The sequence below is a fragment of the Bradyrhizobium centrolobii genome (assembly GCF_001641635.1).
Classification (GTDB): domain Bacteria; phylum Pseudomonadota; class Alphaproteobacteria; order Rhizobiales; family Xanthobacteraceae; genus Bradyrhizobium; species Bradyrhizobium centrolobii.
On the sequence record NZ_LUUB01000061.1, the window covers coordinates 68,151 to 86,317 of the forward strand.

15 protein-coding genes are annotated in these 18,167 nt (G+C 61.6%); 2 read left to right on the forward strand and 13 right to left on the reverse strand.

The features are described 5' to 3' along the window. Positions 1–77: 77 nt before the first annotated feature. From AYJ54_RS19050 to leuC, 4 genes are all read right to left on the reverse strand, one after another. Positions 78–965: a TetR/AcrR family transcriptional regulator gene (locus tag AYJ54_RS19050; RefSeq protein ID WP_082905740.1), complete on the reverse strand. Its 888-nt coding sequence runs from the start codon at positions 963–965 to the stop codon at positions 78–80. A gap of 65 nt (positions 966–1,030) precedes the next feature. After that, positions 1,031–2,143: a 3-isopropylmalate dehydrogenase gene (leuB, locus tag AYJ54_RS19055; protein ID WP_063701048.1), complete on the reverse strand. Its 1,113-nt coding sequence runs from the start codon at positions 2,141–2,143 to the stop codon at positions 1,031–1,033. Further along, a complete protein-coding gene (gene leuD / locus AYJ54_RS19060; RefSeq protein WP_063701049.1) occupies positions 2,140–2,781 on the reverse strand; it encodes a 3-isopropylmalate dehydratase small subunit in 642 nt (213 codons plus the stop codon). Before leuD ends, leuB begins: the two co-directional genes overlap by 4 nt. A 1-nt stretch (position 2,782) precedes the next feature. Next, a complete protein-coding gene (gene leuC / locus AYJ54_RS19065) occupies positions 2,783–4,198 on the reverse strand; it encodes a 3-isopropylmalate dehydratase large subunit (protein WP_063701051.1) in 1,416 nt (471 codons plus the stop codon). 180 nt (positions 4,199–4,378) lie between these two features. Between leuC and AYJ54_RS19070 the strand changes: the two genes are divergently transcribed. Further along, positions 4,379–5,092 carry an IclR family transcriptional regulator gene (locus AYJ54_RS19070; protein ID WP_245329076.1) on the forward strand — a complete coding sequence of 238 codons (714 nt, stop codon included), beginning with the start codon at positions 4,379–4,381 and terminating at the stop codon, positions 5,090–5,092. A gap of 174 nt (positions 5,093–5,266) precedes the next feature. Continuing rightward, positions 5,267–8,743, forward strand: a complete 3,477-nt coding sequence (locus AYJ54_RS19075; protein WP_063701054.1) for an indolepyruvate ferredoxin oxidoreductase family protein — start codon at positions 5,267–5,269, stop codon at positions 8,741–8,743. Positions 8,744–8,875: 132 nt separating this feature from the next. Here the strand turns inward: AYJ54_RS19075 and AYJ54_RS19080 are convergent, their stop codons facing one another. The 9 genes from AYJ54_RS19080 to AYJ54_RS47445 all read right to left on the reverse strand — a co-directional run. Beyond that, positions 8,876–9,649, reverse strand: a complete 774-nt coding sequence (locus tag AYJ54_RS19080) for an SDR family NAD(P)-dependent oxidoreductase (protein ID WP_161491881.1) — start codon at positions 9,647–9,649, stop codon at positions 8,876–8,878. Between the two features lie 84 nt (positions 9,650–9,733). Continuing rightward, a complete protein-coding gene (locus AYJ54_RS19085; protein ID WP_063701077.1) occupies positions 9,734–10,960 on the reverse strand; it encodes an ABC transporter substrate-binding protein in 1,227 nt (408 codons plus the stop codon). 557 nt (positions 10,961–11,517) lie between these two features. Then, positions 11,518–12,741, reverse strand: a complete 1,224-nt coding sequence (locus AYJ54_RS19090) for a cytochrome P450 (RefSeq protein WP_063701058.1) — start codon at positions 12,739–12,741, stop codon at positions 11,518–11,520. A gap of 19 nt (positions 12,742–12,760) precedes the next feature. Further along, positions 12,761–13,708 carry a PDR/VanB family oxidoreductase gene (locus AYJ54_RS19095; protein WP_063701060.1) on the reverse strand — a complete coding sequence of 316 codons (948 nt, stop codon included), beginning with the start codon at positions 13,706–13,708 and terminating at the stop codon, positions 12,761–12,763. Between the two features lie 439 nt (positions 13,709–14,147). After that, complete coding sequence (locus AYJ54_RS19100) at positions 14,148–15,338, reverse strand: ABC transporter substrate-binding protein (RefSeq protein WP_245329077.1); 1,191 nt, start codon at positions 15,336–15,338, stop codon at positions 14,148–14,150. A gap of 78 nt (positions 15,339–15,416) precedes the next feature. After that, positions 15,417–16,418: a branched-chain amino acid ABC transporter permease gene (locus tag AYJ54_RS19105; protein ID WP_063701063.1), complete on the reverse strand. Its 1,002-nt coding sequence runs from the start codon at positions 16,416–16,418 to the stop codon at positions 15,417–15,419. A gap of 2 nt (positions 16,419–16,420) precedes the next feature. Further along, on the reverse strand, positions 16,421–17,299 hold the full coding sequence (locus AYJ54_RS19110) for a branched-chain amino acid ABC transporter permease (RefSeq protein ID WP_063696177.1): 879 nt from the start codon (positions 17,297–17,299) through the stop codon (positions 16,421–16,423). Positions 17,300–17,310: 11 nt separating this feature from the next. After that, positions 17,311–18,024, reverse strand: a complete 714-nt coding sequence (locus AYJ54_RS19115; protein WP_063696176.1) for an ABC transporter ATP-binding protein — start codon at positions 18,022–18,024, stop codon at positions 17,311–17,313. Beyond that, positions 18,021–18,167, reverse strand: a 147-nt coding sequence (locus AYJ54_RS47445) for an ABC transporter ATP-binding protein C-terminal domain-containing protein (RefSeq protein ID WP_488226328.1), incomplete at its 5' end; no start/stop codon positions are given. The genes AYJ54_RS19115 and AYJ54_RS47445, both read right to left, overlap by 4 nt.

Genomic DNA, 18,167 nt, shown 5'->3' on the forward strand with positions numbered 1-18,167 from the left:
CATCGATGCGGAGGATCATTCCGCGGCTTCGGGTGTGGAGAAATATGGCGTTCGACGACGACGAGCAGTGCCGCTGGCTATCGAACGGCCTCGCCGCTCCGACAGGCTGTCAGGAAGAACGAAACGCTCTCCGCTACATGCGTGCGAATCTGCGGTCTCAGCGACTTGGGATCTTCGCCCATCACCGCCCGCAGCAGCAGCGGCGCGACCACGAGATCGAGGAAGAATTGGGCGGTTCTGGTCAGACGTTCCGGCGCGAAGGCGGCATACAGTCTGTCCTGCGTCGATTGGGTCACATCGCGCAAGATGGTGGCAGCGTGATGGGTGCCGCGCTCGCGCATCATGCGCCCAACCTTGGCCAGATCGGGAAAGCGGCGCGCTTCGGCAGCGGCCAGTCGCATGAAATCGATGCTGTCGGCGGCTAGCACGTGCTTGAGTATCTCACTCGCCAGAGCCGTAAGGCGCTCCTCGATTGTATCGCCCAGCGATGACGCGTTCTCGTATCCCTGCCGCACTATTTCCGAGTTACGGATCGCGATCGCAGCGAACAGAGCCTCCTTGGTGGGGAAGCGCGCGTAGATCGTTCCCTTGCTCGCATGAGCAAGGCTCGCGATCTCCGCGACACTGACGCCGGCAAGCCCACGAGCCAGGAACAGCTCACGCGCAGCATTGAGAATCCGCTCGTCGACTTCGGCGGCCAGCTCCTTGGGCGGACGGCCGGTTCGGACGACTCTCTGGGGAGCCTTCGCCCTTGTCGCCTTCTCCATTCCTGCACCTCGATGACGTTCGTTCGGACAGGATTCATGGAGCAAGATGGATCCGTGTCTGCACAAAGATTTAGCGAAGAGTACAGAGGAAGTAAATGGAACCGAATGGTACACATCTCCCGGCCGTGAGAGATTGTCGAAGCCCAATCGGTCGACCATTGACCGGTCAACCTTGGACGAATTGAAGAGATCCGTCATCGTCTCATCGACTGCGATGTCGACCAGCGTGGAGCCCTTTGTCGCGAGTGCCTCACTCAGGATGGTCAGTTCAAGAGCGATGCCAGCTTCGATGCTACGGCATCCCCCATCTCGACCGTCGAGATATACTTGCGGCCGATTGCAATGTCGGCAGTGCGCGCACCGGATTCAAGCGCATCGGAAACGGCGCGTTCGACCAGATCCGCTTCTTTCGGCATGCCGAGCGAGAAGCGAAGCATCATGGCGACACTCAGGATCGAGCCGATCGGATTTGCCAGGTCCTTGCCTGCGATGTCGGGAGCGCTGCCATGCACCGGCTCGTAGAGGGCTCCGCGCCGTCCGTCTTCGCGAACAACCCCGAGCGAGGCCGATGGCAGCATTCCCAGGGAGCCGGTGACCATTGCGGCGGAATCCGAGAGGATATCGCCAAACAGGTTGTCGGTGAGAAGTACGTCGAATTGTGCAGGCGCTCGCACCAATTGCATCGCGCAATGGTCTACGAGCATATGGCTCAGCTCCACGTCGGGATATCGAGCATCGTGAATCGCCTGAACTTCTTCACGCCAAAGCTGGCCAGCCTCCATCACGTTTTCCTTCGCAACGGAGCACACTCGCCCCTTTCGCGTGCGCGCAATATCGAATGCGGCGCGCGCAACACGCTGAATTTGCGAAGACGTGTAGATATGGGTGTTGACGCCGCGCCGTTCGCCACCTGGAAGCGTTTCGACACCCCGCGGTTCGCCAAAGTAGATACCGCCAAGAAGCTCGCGCACGATAATCAAGTCGACGCCTTCGAGCACGCGCGGTTTGAGGGACGACGCCTCATACAGCGCTGGCGAAGTCTTGACCGGTCGCAGATTGACGAAGACATCGAGGCTGCGACGCACTGCAAGCAAGCTGTCCGTCTTATGTAACTTGGGGGGCAAAGGATATGATGTGCCGCCGATTGCTCCGAACAGGACGGCGTCGGCTTCGGCCATGGCAATGCGGGTCGACTCGGGCCACATCCGGCCGCGCTTTTCATAGGCCTCTATGCCGTAGTCCCCATCCGTTAGTGTTATCGGAAGCGAGCGCTTCTCGGCGATCAGCGCCAGGATGCGCCGGCCTTGCGCGGTCACCTCCGGACCGATTCCGTCTCCGCCAACGACTGCAATACTCCGGCTGTCAGAACGTGTCACGACTGTACCTCCACGGACTCATAGATCCACGGCCGGCGCTGGCGATCGTGCGCCTGATGAGCCGCTATGGCTGCTTCACGCTTGAGGGTGAGGCTGAGGTCGTCCGCCTCGAGCCCTTTCAGCAGAGCCTGCCGCCGCAGAGGTGGCGTCTCAAAAACATATTCCCTGCCACCGGGAGACACCACGAGCTGGCGCTCAAGATCGACCGTCACCGACGTCATTCCGGTGTCCGGCCTTAGCTCGGAGATGATCTCTTCGATCGACGTGCGAGGCAGCACGACCGGCAGCATGCCGTTCTGGAAGCAATTGTTATAGAAGATTTGCCCAAAACTCGGCGCCAGCACTGCCTTCAGGCCCATTCCCATCATGGCCCACACGGCTCCCTCGCGCGAAGATCCGCAGCCGAAATTCGCGCCGGCCAGCAGAACTTCCGATTTGCGATAAGGCTCCTGGTTGAGAATGAAATCCGGATTCTCAGAACCGTCGGGCAAATAACGAAGGGCTTCGAAACACCAGGGCCCCAAATCCCCGTGCCCCGTCAATCCGACAAGCCTCTCGACCCGAATGATGACGTCGGTGTCGATATTGTCATGGAGGAACGGGGCTGCCGTGGCGGACAGCGCGATAAATGGCTTCATCTCAGTTCCCTAGCTTCCGGACGTCGGCGATATGCCCGGCAATGGCCGCGGCAGCAGCCGTTGCCGGGCTCGCGAGATGAGTGCGCGCTCCGGGCCCCTGACGGCCCACAAAGTTGCGGTTTGAGGTGGAGACCGAGCGCTGGCCGGCTGGAACGGTCTCGCCATTCGCTGCAAGGCACATCGAGCACCCGGGCTCGCGCCATTCGAAGCCTGCACTTCTAAAGACGGCGTCGAGACCTTCGGCCTCCGCTTGACGCTTGACGGATTCAGAGCCCGGCACAACCCAGGCCCGCACACTCGATGCCACCTTGCGCCCGCGCGCGACCTCGGCCGCCGATCGGAGGTCGGAAAGCCGGCTGTTGGCGCAGGAACCGATAAAGACCCAGTCGACGGGCGTACCGATGATCGGCTTGCCAGGCTGAAGCCCCATGTACTTCAGCGCCGCGACGGCGGCCTCACGCTTGCCGACATCCGTTACGTCGGCCATGTCCGGGATCAAGCCGTCGACCGGCAGCACCTGTTCCGGGCTGGTGCCCCAGGTAACATGAGGCGCGACGTTGCCGACCTGGATCTCCACCTCGCGATCAAACTCTGCGTTAACATCCGACGGGAGGGTTCGCCAATAGGCGGTCGCACGACCCCACAGCTCTCCGGCCGGCGCAAACTTGCGCCCCTTCAGATAGGCGAAGGTCTTTTCATCGGGCGCGATCATGCCAATCTTGGCACCCAGCTCGATCGACAGATTGCAAACCGTCAAGCGCTCTTCGATTCCCATGCTTCGGATGGCACTGCCAGCATACTCCACCGCGTATCCAGAGCCTCCGCCGACACCGACCGTTCCAATCAGGTGCAGGATCAGATCCTTCGCCGTCACGCCCACAGCCATTTCGCCCTCGAGGTGGATGCGCATCGTCTTCGGTCGCGGCTGCACCAGCGTTTGCGTCGCAAGCACATGCGTTAACTCCGTCGTTCCGATTCCGAACGCCATGGCTCCGATCCCGCCGTGAGTGCAGGTGTGGCTGTCGCCGCAAACGAGGAGCGCGCCCGGCAGCGTCAGCCCAAGCTCCGGCCCAATGACATGAACGATCCCTTGCCCGACTTCACCGACGTCGAAGAGGCGTATGCCGGCCGAACGCGTACCGGAGCGCAGGCCCTCCAGAAGGCGGATTCCAACTTCGGAGGTGCCGGCGCGCCCTCGGGCACTGGAAATGGCATGATCAGGGGTTGCGAAGGTCAGCTCGGGATTGCGGATGCGCAGTCCACGTTGCTTGACACTGAGTATTCCTCCCGGCCCTCCAAGGTCGTGCAGGATGTGACGATCGATGTGCAGCAGAAAGACATTGTCTCCGAGATCGGCGACAACGTGATCGTCCCATATCTTCTGGAACATGGTACGGCCAGGCATCTTTGCTCCCATCCCCGTCTGACTCACGATGTCATCGCCAGATCAACCAAAGCTTAATACATGTGAGCCGGTTTCATACCAGTTGACATGGCAAGAACGTGAAGATCACATATGTGATTGCAGGCTCGAACCGGACGTTTACCAGAAGTGCCACGACCCCGTAAACTTCACACCGCACCGATCAAATCCGCGATGCGCACCCTTGCGCTGCTGGAGCACTTCCGGCGCACCAAGGCCTCTGCTTCGGTCGCGGAGCTGTCCTCCGCGCTCTCAATGCCGCAATCCAGCACCTCTGTCCTGCTGAAGACCCTCGTCTCACTGAACTATCTTGAATACGATAGCGAGACCCGGCGATTTCTGCCCAGCTATCGCGTCGCATTGCTGGGAGATTGGATTCAGAACGCCCGTTTCGGCGACACACGCATTACTCGCGTCATGGACATGCTTCAGGCCCGTACCGGAGAAACCGTCATGCTCGGGCAACAGGTCGGTGCAGCGATGCAATACCTTCATGTCCTACCCGGAATGCATGCTATCCAGTTTATGGTGAATGCGGGAGAAATCCGGCCGATGTCCCGCACGGCGCTTGGACAGGTTCTTCTGAGCTGCAAGTCCAACAGCCAGATCTGCGCGATCGTGCGACGCAACAACGCCGAAGCGCCAAAGGTCCCGCCGAACTTCCGCGAAACGGCCTTTATGCAAGAGATCGAGGCCATCCGCCAGCGCGGCTACTCGGAGACCAAGGGCCTCACGACTCCGGGCGTCAGCACGATAGGCATGCTTGTTCCGCCTTTAGGCAAGCACAGCTTGCTTGCGATCGGTGTCGGTGGGCCGATCGAGCGCATCGAGCCCAAGCGACTTCAAATTGTCGACGTCATGCGGCGCTGGCTCGGAAACATATCGTAGAGCACCGCGCCCCCTCTCGCCGGCCAATCACATATGTAATAGTTGATTCCGGTCGTCCCCTTCTCCTTGTGCCTCAGCTCGGCTCCGCGCAATTTCGCATGATGCCGAGGCTTTCAGGTTGCGTCCATCGCGCAACTGCTTGAGGCCGAACGGCAGCTATGAAGGGAGCGCCGGATGACGCTGATGCAGGTCGAGCTGGACGACAAATACCGACTGGAATCTAAGCGGATCTATCTGTCCGGCACGCAGGCCCTCGTCCGATTGCCCATGTTACAGCGCGAACGCGACCGGCTGGAACAACTCAACACCGGTGGCTTCATCTCGGGCTATCGTGGTTCGCCGCTTGGCACCTACGATCAGGCGCTGTGGCGCGCGAAATCCTTTCTGCAACAGCATGACATCGCCTTCGTCCCCGGCCTGAATGAGGATCTGGCGGCCACTGCGGTGTGGGGCAGTCAGCAGCTCGGCCTGTTCCCGGGCTCCAAGGTCGATGGCGTGTTCGGCATCTGGTACGGCAAGGGACCCGGCGTCGATCGCTCGGTCGATGCACTCAAGCATGCCAACTCGGCCGGCACCTCGCGGCACGGCGGCGTACTGGCGGTCGCAGGCGACGATCATGGTGGCGTGTCCTCGACGATGGCGCAGCAGAGCGAGCAGGTGTTTGCGGCAGCGCTGATCCCCGTGATCAATCCCGCGACCTTGCAGGACTATCTCGACCTCGGTCTCTACGGCTTTGCGCTGTCGCGCTTCGCGGGCACCTGGGTCGGCTTCAAGGCAATCGGCGAGACGGTGGAGAGCTCGGCCTCGATCGACAGCGACCCCGCTCGCATCCAGATCAGGTTGCCCGATGACTTCGAGATGCCGCCGGGAGGGCTCAACATCCGCTGGCCCGATCCGCCGCTCGAAGCAGAGAAGCGCCTGTTCGGACCGAAGATGGCCGCGGTGCAGGCTTTCGCGCGTGCCAACAAGCTCGATCGCATTGTGCTCGATTCGAAGCCCGCGCGGCTCGGCATTCTCGCCACCGGCAAGGCCTATCTCGACTTGCGCCAGGCGCTCGCCGATCTCGGCATCAGCGATGAGGACGCGCAGGAACTGGGCTTACGCATCTACAAGGTGGCGCTGACCTGGCCGCTGGAGGAGAGCGGTGCACGACTCTTTGCCGAGGGCCTTCAGGACGTGCTCGTGGTCGAGGAGAAGCGCGGCTTCATCGAAGAGCAGTTAATGCGCATTCTCTACCATTTGGATGCTTCGAAACGTCCCTCGATCGCCGGCAAGCGTGACGAAGACGGCGCGCCGCTCCTGCCGAGCGACGGTGAGCTGACGCCGACCATGGTGGCGGCCGCGCTCGTGTCGCGGCTACGACGCCTCGGCCATCGAAGCCCGCTGCTCGAACAGCGGCTGGCGCGGCTCGAAAGCTTCGAGAAGCCCATCGCGGGGTCGGCACCCATTACGGTGTCGCGCACGCCGTTCTTCTGCTCGGGCTGCCCGCACAACACCTCGACGCGTGTGCCGGAAGACAGCCGTGCCCTGGCGGGCATCGGCTGCCACGGCATGGCGATGGCAATGCCCTCGCGGCGTACCGCAACCATGACACACATGGGCGCCGAAGGCGCCAACTGGATCGGACAGGCGCCATTCACGAACGAAAAACATATCTTCCAAAATCTCGGCGACGGCACCTATACCCATTCGGGACTGCTCGCGCTGCGCGCAGCGGTGGCCTCCGGCATCAACATCACCTACAAGATCCTCTATAACGACGCGGTCGCCATGACCGGCGGCCAGCCGGCCGAGGGCGGTTTCAACGTGGCGCAGATCGCCCACCAGGTCTGGGCCGAAGGCATCAAGCGTCTTGTGATCGTCTCCGACGATCCCGGCAAGTATCCCGCTGGCTTCTTCCCCTCGGGCGCGACCGTGCATCACCGCCGCGAGATGGACGCGCTACAGCGCGAGCTGCGAGACATTCAGGGGCTCACGGTCCTGATCTACGACCAGACCTGTGCAGCAGAGAAGCGCCGGCGCCGCAAGCGCGGGCTTTATCCGGACCCGCCCAAGCGCGTCTTCATCAATGACCTCGTCTGCGAAGGCTGCGGTGACTGTTCGCAGGTGTCGAACTGCGTCTCGGTGCAGCCCCTCGAAACCGAGTTCGGCCGCAAGCGCCAGATCGACCAGTCGAACTGCAACAAGGATTACTCCTGCGTCGAGGGTTTTTGCCCAAGCTTCGTCACCGTGCACGGCGGGTCACTGAAACGGCCGAAGAACTCCGCGGTCGACTCCGGCAAGTTGTTTGCAGACTTGCCCTTGCCGACCACGCCACCCCTGGACAAGCCCTACAATATTCTCGTCACCGGCGTCGGCGGCACCGGCGTCATCACGGTCGGCGCGTTGCTTGGCATGGCTGCGCATGTCGACGGCAAAGGCTGCTCGACCCTGGATTTCACCGGTCTGTCGCAGAAGAACGGCGCCGTGATGAGTCATGTGCGCATCGCATCGCGGCCGGAAGACATTTCTGCCGTTCGTATCACCAAGGGTGGCGCCGACGTGATCCTTGGCTGCGACATGGTTGTCTCGGCGGGTCCGACCGCGCTCAGCCGCGCCGAGCGCGGCAAGACCAAGGCCTACATCAACGCCGACGTCCAGCCGACCGCCAGCTTCGTCCAAAACCCCGACCTGGATTTCGAGACGGACGCGATGCAGGACGCGCTCCGTATGGCGATCGGCGACAACAATCTTCAGATCCTCGATGCTACCGGGATGGCCGCGGCGCTGATGGGCGACAGCATCGCGACAAATCCTTTCATTCTCGGCTTCGCCTTCCAGATGGGCGCGATTCCGCTCTCGCTTGAGGCGCTGCTCCGCGCCTTCGAGATCAACGGCACGGCGGTCGAGATGAACAAGCTCGCCTTCACCTGGGGCCGGCTCGCTGCGCACGACGCCTCGCGCGTGCGCAGCGTCCTGCAATTCAAGAGCCGTACTTCCGCACCGATCAAGTCGCTCGACGAGATCATTGCAACGCGCGCGGAATTCTTGACCGGATACCAGGACCAGGCCTACGCGAACCGTTACGTCGCGGCGGTCGCCAAGGTCCGCAAGGCCGAGACCGACGCTCTGCCCTCTTCCACGGAGCTCACCGAAGCGGTGGCAAAAACTCTGTTCAAGTTGATGGCCTACAAGGACGAGTACGAGGTCGCGCGGCTCTACACCGACGGCAGCTTCGCAAAGAAACTATCGGAAAAGTTCGACGGCGACTTTACCTTGAAGTTCAACCTTGCGCCGCCAATCCTCGCGCGCCGTGATAAAGCTACCGGCCGCCCGCAAAAGCAGGAATTCGGCGGTTGGATGATCTACGTCTTCCGTCTGCTCGCCAGGCTGAAGTTCCTGCGCGGCACCGCCTTCGATCCATTCTGCCGCACCGAGGAGCGCAGGACCGAGCGCCAACTCATCGCGGACTATCTGGCGATGATCGACCAGCGGATTGTCGGGCTCAAGGCGCAGCAAATTACCCTGCTCGCGCGCCTCGCTCGCGTACCGGAAAAGATCCGCGGCTTTGGCCATGTCAAGGAAGCCAGCGTCAAACAGGCCGCGGCTGAGACAGCGCGACTGACGGCAGAGCTCGAGAATAGCCGAATGTCCGTGGCGGCGGCAGAGTGAGGATCAACCGCACGCTGCAGCCGACGAGACGAAAAGCGCGCGGCAAGCGTGCGCCGCGTCCTCGCCACGCGAGGCCGACGCCATTTCGCAGCGATACGCAAGACACTGCGCCTTGGACGGCAATCGGTTCCTTTAAGCCTCCGTCGACCGGCTCACCATGGGGCCGCTCTTGCAGGTTTTCCCTCCATCGACCGGCAAGTTGATTCCGGTGATGTACAAGGCTTCGTCCGACGCAAGGAACAGTCCCGCATAGGCGACGTCGATCGGATATCCGGTCCGTGCCAAGGCCGGAGTGTCATCGAATTGGGCCCGGAAGCGCGCGTCGGTTTCATAGCGCGGCCGGAGGGTCTCCGTCAGGATGGGCCCCGGTGCGATGGAGTTCACCCGGATCCAATGCGGTGCACCTTCCGTTGCGAGTTGCCTCGTCAGCGCTATCACACCGCCCTTGCCGGCCGCATGCGCGGAAGCCCCCGTCCCTTCACCGCCGAGCATCCCGGCAACGGACGCTATATTGATGATCGACCCGCCTTGCTGAGCGACCATGTGCGGCCAGACCGCCTTGGTGGGGAAGAACACGACGTCCAATTCGAGGCGCAACGTGTCCTGCCACTGTCGTGCCGTCATTTCCGAGAACGCCGCCATCCGCACGGCGGCTGCATTGTTGTAGAGCACATCCACACGTCGATGCTTGCGCACCGCCTCCGCGACCCAATCGTTGGTTTGCGCCTCGGATGAGGCGTCGAGGGTCGCGACATCGATTGACAGGCCACGTTCCGACGCCAGGCGCGCTGTCTCGTCCAGCCCGGCTGCGTTCACGTCGCTGCCCAGCACCTTGGCGCCGGCCTCGGCGAACAGAAGCGACACCATTCGACCAATTCCGGCGCCCGCGCCGGTGATCAAAGCCACGTTGTCCTTCAGACGACCGGCGCAAGGGCCTCGGCTTCCCCTCGACTCTGGCACAGCAACGCTCATGCAGCCTTCTCCAGACTATTATCGTACGTCGCCAGAGATGACGTCGCCGACCGGCTCCCATCCCGCGCCATTGAGGCGCGTCATTTGCATCTGACTGACTGGCGTATAGTTGGTCGGCGAGGTGTTCATTTTGATGCCCGGCAACAGCACCTCGCTGCGAAAGTCCTTCAGGTTCGTCGCTTGCTTCATGACATTCTCGCGCGTGAGGTCGTCACCGCACTGCTTCAGCACTTGGATGATCATTTGTGCCAAGCCGTAGCCAATCAGGGAGTTGGAGTCGCGCCTGTCGCCCTCCGGGAACGCCTTCGTCAGGAATTCATTGTACGCGTTCATGCCAGGATCGTTATCCCAACGCCTATCTTCCGGATCCTTTGCAATGGTGGCCGAGATGATGCCCTGAGCGTTATCAAGTCCCGCCGGCTTGACCACGCCCCCCAACGACCTGGAAAAGCTGGCGACAATATGCAGGGGCCGCCAATCGAAGGCTGCAACTCTCTTGATTGCCTGCGCTGCAAATTTTGGCGACGCCAGGTCAATCAGTGTGTCCGCGCCCGACGCCTTGAGCTTTGCGATATGGGTATCGATCGTGGGCTCAGCGACATCGAAGCTCTCTTCAGCCACGATCATGGAACTGGCCTTATCGCCAAGAGCCTCCTTCAAACCTTTCAGATAATCCTTACCGCCGTCGTCATTCTGGTAGAGCACGCCGATCTTAGCCTGCGGCTTCTCTTTCAGAAGGTATTTGGCGTGGATGCTCGCCTCGAGCCGATACGTGGGCAGCCACCCCATCATGGTCCACGGAAATTTCTCAGGGGCCGCAAATCTCGAGGCACCCGAGAACACGAATAGCTGGGGCACCTTCTTTGCGTTGAGATATTTCTGGATCGCCGAATTCGAGGGTGTGCCAAATGGCGAGAACATGAACAACACCTCGTCCCCCTCAACGAGCTTTCGCGCCTGTTCCACGACCTTTGGAGGGCTATAAGCATCGTCATAGGTAATGAAGTCGATCTTGCGTCCGCCGATCCCGCCAGCGCCATTTATCATCGCGAAGTACGCCGCCTCAGCCCGACCGATGGCGCCCCCGGCCGACGCCGCTCCGGAATAGGGCATGATGTTGCCGATCTTGATTTCAGCATCCGTAGCACCGATGTCGTATTTCTTTTGCGCGCTGACAGACGTCGCGGCAATCATCAAGGCCACCGACACAGGCGCGATCCGCGCCATTCGCGAGATGAGAGTCATCTTTCTTTGCTCCCGCATGTTCCAGAAGGGCAATCAAAGCTGAGGGTGAGCCAGACCTTAGTGCTTGCGGAGCCGTTTTATACTGCCTTCGCACCGCGAAAACGCAAAGATCACATATGTGATTGTGGGCACCGGCGTGCTGCGGCATGCCGTGCGCGAGCTCATTGAGCTCGGACTGAAGGACGAGTTCGATCCGAGCAGAGGTGACGAGAGTTGCGCGGTCTAGCGGCGTCGCCAAGCAAGCACGCGGCTTCCTGAAAGATTGCGAGAGAAGCCGACAAGTTTGGCGCGAAGACCGCGCAGGGCATCGACCGAAATGGAGCCGGAAACGGTGATTGGTGTCTCGCCGGCAAGCACAACCTCCTAGCGGACGACACTGAGGGATACGCAGCGTTCGGCTCCAAGAAAAAGCGGCGGGCAGCGGCCGGAAGCCTGCCACCCGCCGCAGGTGCCCCGGGAGGAGGGGTCACGAGTCGATGGTGAATTCCCAATTGCAGCGTCGGGCCACGCCTGCTCCGCATCAGCTCCCTGCGATCGGCGTATTGCCACGCTCCCCTTTATCCCGCGATGAGGCGCACGGGCAGCGTCTTCCATCCTCTCAAGGTGTTGTTCAGATGCGGTTTCGGCTCACCTGCGGGTTCGATTCGAGCGACCCGTCGTGCGAGTTCGTGCAGCACGACCTCTGCTTCCAGCCGTGCAACATGCTGCCCGACGCAATGATGAATTCCCATTCCGAACCCGACGTGACCTGACGGGTCGCGATTTAGATCGAAGTGGTCAGGATTGTCCCAGCGTCGCGGATCCCGGTTCGCCGCGCCGAGGAACATCAGTATCTTTTCACCTTCGGGTATCTTCGTGTCGGCGACAACTACGTCACGGGTGGCCGTGCGGAAGAATGTCTGGACCGGCGATGCCCAGCGAATGGCTTCATCGAACGCGACTCGCGCACGCGTCGGCTCCGCGCGCAGGAGCTGCCATTGCTCCGGCGAGGACAAAAATGCGTCGATGATGGCGCCGAGCGCATGCACCGTCGTGTCCAGTCCAGCGATGAGCAGAGACCTGATGACTCCCCCCGCTTGTGCCGCCGTGAGATCCCCCTCATCGGTCTTCGCCCAGATGCGGGCCCCCAGACCGTCGGGACGAAGCGACTCGCGGCTGCCCTGCTTACCCATCCATCCGACCAAGTCGGTGAAAGCCTTCCTGCCCTTCTCGACGAGCGCGTTGTTGGGTCCGAAGGAGTTGAAGTTGTGGTCCGAATAGACCAGCAGGTTCTCACGCCCCTCCTCCGGTATGCCCATAGCTTCGGGGAATACCTTCAAGGGGAACGCCTCCGCAAGGTCTGATACCGCGTCTATCACCTCGCGCTTCAGAAGTTGGTCGACCATGATCTCGGCGGTACGCGCCCAACCATCCCTGAACCCCGTCAGCATGCGAGGACCGAGCGCCTGTTCGAGCGCGTGCCGGGGCGCATCGTGGGTCGGGGGATCGAGTTCGAGGATAGCGCTGGGCGGACGACGGTACGGCGTCTCGTTGCGTGGGTTGAACAGTCCAACGCCGTTGCCGGACTCGAAACCCTGCCAGTTGACCAGCGCCGCGCGCACTTCATTATAGCGGCCCATTGCGTAGACGTTGTAGCTGGACAGGTAGGCGACGGGTCCCGCCTCGCGGAGCGCGTGCTGGAATTCGAACGGGCTGGTCAGCACCGCTTCGCTGAACGGGTCGCCGGCAAGGACGGGCGGCTCGCGCCCGATGGTCGGGATTGCTTGGCTCAGTGACGCCATGTCGGTCCTCCTTGGAAGCTCAGAGATCGATCACGAGCCGGTCCGAGGCCGACCTCGATACACAGGGATAGAACGACGCGTTGCGCTCCCGCTCCGCATCACTCAGGATCGAGTCCCGATGATCGGGAACTCCGCAGAGAACCGCGGTCTCACAGGTCCCGCACAGCCCCTCGCGGCAAGAGGCAAGCAGTGGTGCGCCAGCTTTGAGCACGGCGTCGAGTACGCTTTCACCTGGCTTAACGGTCAGCACCTTCCCGCTGCGTGCGAGTTCGACCTCGTATGCAGTGGAGCGGACAGGGCCCGGATGTATCTTCGCAGAGAAACGCTCCCTTCGGAGTGAACCGGGGGGAAGAACACTGCAAATCTGCTCAAGTGCGTCGACCATCGATGTCGGTCCGCAGCAATAGACCTTGGCTCCCCGCGGCAAGTTCGAGACAGCGGCAGCAAGGTCAAGGCGGCCTTGTGTCTCCCGAGAGGCAATCACGGCTCGATCACCATGCGGTCGCAGCCGGTCGATGAATGCCATCGACGACAGTCGCCGGCCACCGTAGAGCAAGGTCCACGGCACTTCCATCATGGCTGCCTGCTCGATCATCGGGAGCAGTGGCGTGATGCCAATTCCCCCGGCGACGAAGAGATAGTGATCCGCGGGGACGAGCCTGAAATTGTTGCGTGGCCCACCCATCTGCACAAGGTCGCCGACCTGCAACTGCCGGTGGATGAACTCAGATCCGCCGCGGCTGTTCTGCTCCAACAGCACGGCAATCTCGTATGACATCGCGTCCCAGCGATTTCCGCAGAGCGAGTACTGACGGGTCAGGCCATTTGAAAGGTTGAGGTCGATATGTGCGCCGGGTGCCCAATCCGGGAGGCGCATGCCACGCGGCTCAACCAGACGGAGCTTGCAGATGCCTTCGGCGACCAGTTCCTTCTCTTCCACGCGTAAGGCCGAGCGACCACCGATCATAGCGCTACTCCCAAGGAGTGCCGGTCGCGAGCTCCATCGAACACGCTTGAATTTCGGCTCTTGCTGGAGCGAGCCACGGCAAGGAACCGCCGAAGAGCAATGACAAAGGGCTTGCTTGGATGTCCCGAGACAGGACTCTCTCTGCCCACCGATGCGCGCGCATCGGCGCCGCCGCCTAGAAACACAATATCCTCCCAACCTGTTTTTTCGTTCGTGTAAGTGAGCCGAGCTTAGTCTTGAGAGGTCATCCGAAAAATGCGCACAGCGCAATTGACTATTTCCCGGTCTGAACGAATAAGCCGACCACTCTATTGCCTCGATCCGGCCGGACCTGACGCGCAAGCTGAGACACTCGAGTCCGTGCAGTCAGGTTTGCACAGACTCGAGCCTTGGAAAGCACCACAGGGATCCTGCCCGGATCACTGGCTAAGGACGCACACTACTCGCGTTGAGCGTCTCTGCTGAGAAGGTCGCCAAAAAGCTCCCATTTATCGCCCTTGAAACGTTGCATGCGGAGCTGAGTGATCGGAGCATAAGAGGTCGAGCTCGTGTTGATCTTCACGCCGGGCAGCAGGGTGTCGGGTGCATAGTCCCTCAGGCTCGCCGCCTGCTTCATGACATTGGCGCGCGTGAGATCGTCACCACACATTTCGAGAACCTTGACCAGCGTCTGAGATACCCCGTAACCGTGGATGATGCCGCCATCGGTCTTGTCGGCACCCGGCATGTACTTGTCCAGGAACTCGTACACCCGTTTCATTCCCGGATCGTCGTTCCATTGCGGATCGGCGCCGTCCTTGGCGTAGGCCGCGGACAGCACGCCCTGCGCATTCTCGAACCCCGCCGGCTTCATGACGCTGCTGACGAAAGATGCTCCGTTATTGATGATCTGGAGCGGTTTCCAGCCGAGCTCAGCCGTTCTCTTGATGGCTTGCGCGCCGGACTTGATCGTCGCAAAAATCATCAGCACGTCGGGATTGGCGGCCTTGAGCTTAATAATGTGCGAGTCGATCGATGGCTCGGACACCTCATAGCTCTCCTCCATCATGATCATGGACGAGGCCTTGGCACCGAGTCCGTCCTTGACGCCCCTCAGGTACTCCTTTCCGAAATCATCGTTCTGATAGAGAATCCCGATCTTGGCGTCCGGCTTCTCCTTCATCAGCCACTTGGCATAGATTTGGGCCTCGGTTTGGAAGTCCAATAGAAAACCCATGGTCCAGGGGAAGTTATTCGGATCGTCCCACTTTTTGGCGCCGCTTGCGACGAAGAGTTGCGGGACCTTTTGGGAATTGAGATATTTCTGGATCGCCGAATTAGTTGGAGTGCCTATCGAACTAAACACGAGCAACACTTCGTCACTCTCGACGAGTTTGCGAACCTGTTCGACTGTCTTGGGCGGCGAGTAGCCGTCGTCATAGCTGATGAACTTGATCTTCCGGCCGTTGATGCCCCCCTTGTCGTTGATCATCTTGAAAAACGCTTCTTCCGTTTTCCCGATCACGCCGTAGGACGATGCTGGACCGCTATAGGGCGACGTATTGCCGATTCTGATCTCGGTATCGCTTGCGCCGGCGTCGTATTTCTTTTGGGCGAGTGCTGCGCCCGTGGCGAACGCGGTGATCGCCATCGCGAGAAGGGCAGGCCGTAGTGTCCTTGCAATCATTTCTCTTGGCTCCTTGCTTGGGTTTCATCTGCTTTTTGTTGTTTACGATCCGCTCTTGCTGGCGATCGCGATCTGTCTTGCGCCGTGCGGCACGAGGTAGATGACGAGGAACAGGAGCACGCCGAACACCGCGCCGGAGAGGCCCTTGGAGATGCCCTCGGCGATGTTCGGCACGAAGATGATGAAGGCGGCGCCGACGATCGATCCGGGCAGCCAGCCGACGCCGCCGACGACCATGCCGAGGAACAGCGAGATCGCGAGCGTGATGGTGTAGCTGTCGGGCGCGACGAACTGCACCGCGATGGCGCCGAGCGAGCCGGCGATGCCGGTGATGGCGGCCGATACACCGAAGGCCAGCGTCTTGTACAGCGCGACGTCGACGCCCATTGCGGAGGCTGCGATCTCGTTGTCGCGGATCGCCATGAAGGCGCGGCCCGAGCGGGAGCGCAAGAGGTTCACCGAGAAAATGTAGATCGCGATCGTGACGACGAGCGTGAAGTAGTAGAGCCACATGTCCTGCGAGATCGGCAGGCCGAACGGCGCGTCCGGTTTGGTGACGACGAGGCCCTGCACGCCGCCGGTCCAGTGCTCGAGGAAGTTGAGCTTAAGCAGCTGCGGCATGGCGGTAGCAAGCGCGAAGGTCGCAAGCGCGAGATAGACGCCGGAGAGCCGCAGCGCCGGCTGGCCGAACAGGAAGCCGAAGGCGAAGCAGACCACGCCGGCGATCGGCAGCGTCAGCGCGTAGTTGACGTTGAAGTGCTCCATCAGCACCGCGGTGGTGTAGGCCCCGACGGCGTAGAACGCGCTCTGGCCCAGCGAGAACTGGCCCGAGCCGCCGGTGAGGATGTTCAGCGCCAGCACCGCGAGCCCGTAGATCAGGAGCATCGTCATCTGGAAGATGATGAAGTTCTTGACGAAGACGGGTGCGACGAGCAGCACCGCGAGCACCGCCAGCGAGGTGCCGGTGCCCAGCGTCATGGCTCGCTTCGGAACGGCCTCGACCGCCTGGTGGCCTTCTGCAACGACTTCTTCTGCAGCGCTCATGATCAAACTCGCTTGACGATGTGCCGGCCGAACAGACCAGCGGGTTTGACGACCAGGACGGAGATGATCAGCGCGAGCGCGATCGGGAGTTTCAGCTCATTGCCGACGCCGGGGATGTAGGTGCCGGCGAGGTTCTCGAAGATGCCGACGAGGAAGCCGCCGACCACGGCGCCGAACGGGCTCGACAATCCGCCGAGCACCGCGGCGGCGAAGCCGTAGATCAGGACGCCGCCCATCATGTTGGGCTCGAGGAACACGACGGGCGCGATCAGCATGCCGGCGATCGAGCCGATCGCCGCCGCCATGCCCCAGCCGAGCGCGATCATCCAGCTGGTGTTGATGCCGACGAGACGGGCCGATTCAGGCAGCGAGGCCGCGGCCCGCATCGCAAGACCGATGCGCGTGTACTGGAAGAAGAAGTAGAGCCCGACCAGCAGCAGCAGGGTGACGCCGATCATGCCGGCCTGGTGGGTCGAGATCAGCTGGCTGCCGAGGAACGGCGCCGAGCCGAACGGGGTCGGATACTGCTTGATGGTGAAGTCCCAGATCAGGCCGGCCGAGGAGTTGATGATCGCGAACAGGGCGATGAAGCCGGCGACGTTGGTCAGCACCGGCGCCTTGGCGAGCGGCTTGAACAGGATGCGCTCGATCGCGATGCCGCCGACGAAGGAGAGCGCCAGCGTGATGACGAAGGCGGCCCAGTACGGCACGCCCCATTGCATCAGCTGCCAGGAGATGAAGGTCGAGAACATCGCCATCTCGCCTTGCGCGAAGTTGAGATGGTCGATCGCCTGGTAGATCATCACCACGGCGAGCGCCATGCAGGCGTAGATCGCGCCGGTGGCAATCCCGGCCAGCACCTGGTTGGTGAATAGCTCCATCGTGCCGCTCCTCAGTAACCCAGGTAGGATTTGCGGATTTCTTCGTTGTTCGCGATGTCCTTGGCATTTCCCGACATCACGATGCGGCCGGTCTCGATCACATAGGCCTGGTCGGCGAGCTCGAGCGCGAGCTGCGCGTTCTGCTCGACCACCAGGATCGACACCTTGTCCTCGCGGTTGATCTTGCCGAGGATCCTGAACAGGTCGCGCACGACCAGCGGCGCGAGCCCGAAGGAAGGTTCGTCCAGGAGCATCAGCCGCGGCCGCAGCATCAGCGCGCGCGCGACTGCCAGCATCTGCTGTTCGCCGCCGGACAGCGTGCCGGCCTGCTGGGTGTGGCGCTGCTTCAGCACCGGGAAATGCGCGTACATGCGCTCGATGTCCGAGACGATGCCGGTATTGTCCTTGCGGGTGATGGCCCCCAACTGGAGGTTTTCCTCCACCGTCATGTTGGTGAAGGTGCCGCGCCCCTGCGGGACGTGGGCGATGCCGAATCGCACGATGCTTTCCGTCGAGCGGTTGTTCAGCGGCTTGCCGTCGAACTCGATCGCACCGGTGGAGCGCACCATGTTGCAGATCGCGCGCAGCGTCGTGGTCTTGCCGGCACCGTTGGCCCCGAGCAGCGTCGTCAGCGAGCCCTCGTTGAGCGAGAAGGACAGGCCGTGGAGCGCCTGGACCTGGCCGTAATAGGCGCGCAGGTCCTTGACGTTAAGCAGCGTCGTCATTGGTCCTTGCTCCCGAGATAGGCCTTGATGACGTCGGGATCCGCCTGCACCTGGGCAGGCGTGCCTTCCGCGAGCTTCTTGCCGAAGTTCAAGGCGACGACGTGATCGGCGATCGACATCACGAGGCCCATGTGGTGCTCGAC

What these genes read in the sequence shown, in the direction of transcription:
- AYJ54_RS19050 (WP_082905740.1), bottom strand. Translation starts at nt 965, where the DNA reads ATGACGGATCTCTTCAATTCGTCCAAGGTTGACCGGTCAATGGTCGAC.
- leuD (WP_063701049.1), bottom strand. Translation starts at nt 2,781, where the DNA reads ATGAAGCCATTTATCGCGCTGTCCGCCACGGCAGCCCCGTTCCTCCAT.
- leuC (WP_063701051.1), bottom strand. Translation starts at nt 4,198, where the DNA reads ATGGGAGCAAAGATGCCTGGCCGTACCATGTTCCAGAAGATATGGGAC.
- AYJ54_RS19070 (WP_245329076.1), top strand. Translation starts at nt 4,379, where the DNA reads ATGCGCACCCTTGCGCTGCTGGAGCACTTCCGGCGCACCAAGGCCTCT.
- AYJ54_RS19075 (WP_063701054.1), top strand. Translation starts at nt 5,267, where the DNA reads ATGACGCTGATGCAGGTCGAGCTGGACGACAAATACCGACTGGAATCT.
- AYJ54_RS19085 (WP_063701077.1), bottom strand. Translation starts at nt 10,960, where the DNA reads ATGACTCTCATCTCGCGAATGGCGCGGATCGCGCCTGTGTCGGTGGCC.
- AYJ54_RS19090 (WP_063701058.1), bottom strand. Translation starts at nt 12,741, where the DNA reads ATGGCGTCACTGAGCCAAGCAATCCCGACCATCGGGCGCGAGCCGCCC.
- AYJ54_RS19095 (WP_063701060.1), bottom strand. Translation starts at nt 13,708, where the DNA reads ATGATCGGTGGTCGCTCGGCCTTACGCGTGGAAGAGAAGGAACTGGTC.
- AYJ54_RS19100 (WP_245329077.1), bottom strand. Translation starts at nt 15,338, where the DNA reads ATGGCGATCACCGCGTTCGCCACGGGCGCAGCACTCGCCCAAAAGAAA.
- AYJ54_RS19105 (WP_063701063.1), bottom strand. Translation starts at nt 16,418, where the DNA reads ATGAGCGCTGCAGAAGAAGTCGTTGCAGAAGGCCACCAGGCGGTCGAG.
- AYJ54_RS19110 (WP_063696177.1), bottom strand. Translation starts at nt 17,299, where the DNA reads ATGGAGCTATTCACCAACCAGGTGCTGGCCGGGATTGCCACCGGCGCG.
- AYJ54_RS19115 (WP_063696176.1), bottom strand. Translation starts at nt 18,024, where the DNA reads ATGACGACGCTGCTTAACGTCAAGGACCTGCGCGCCTATTACGGCCAG.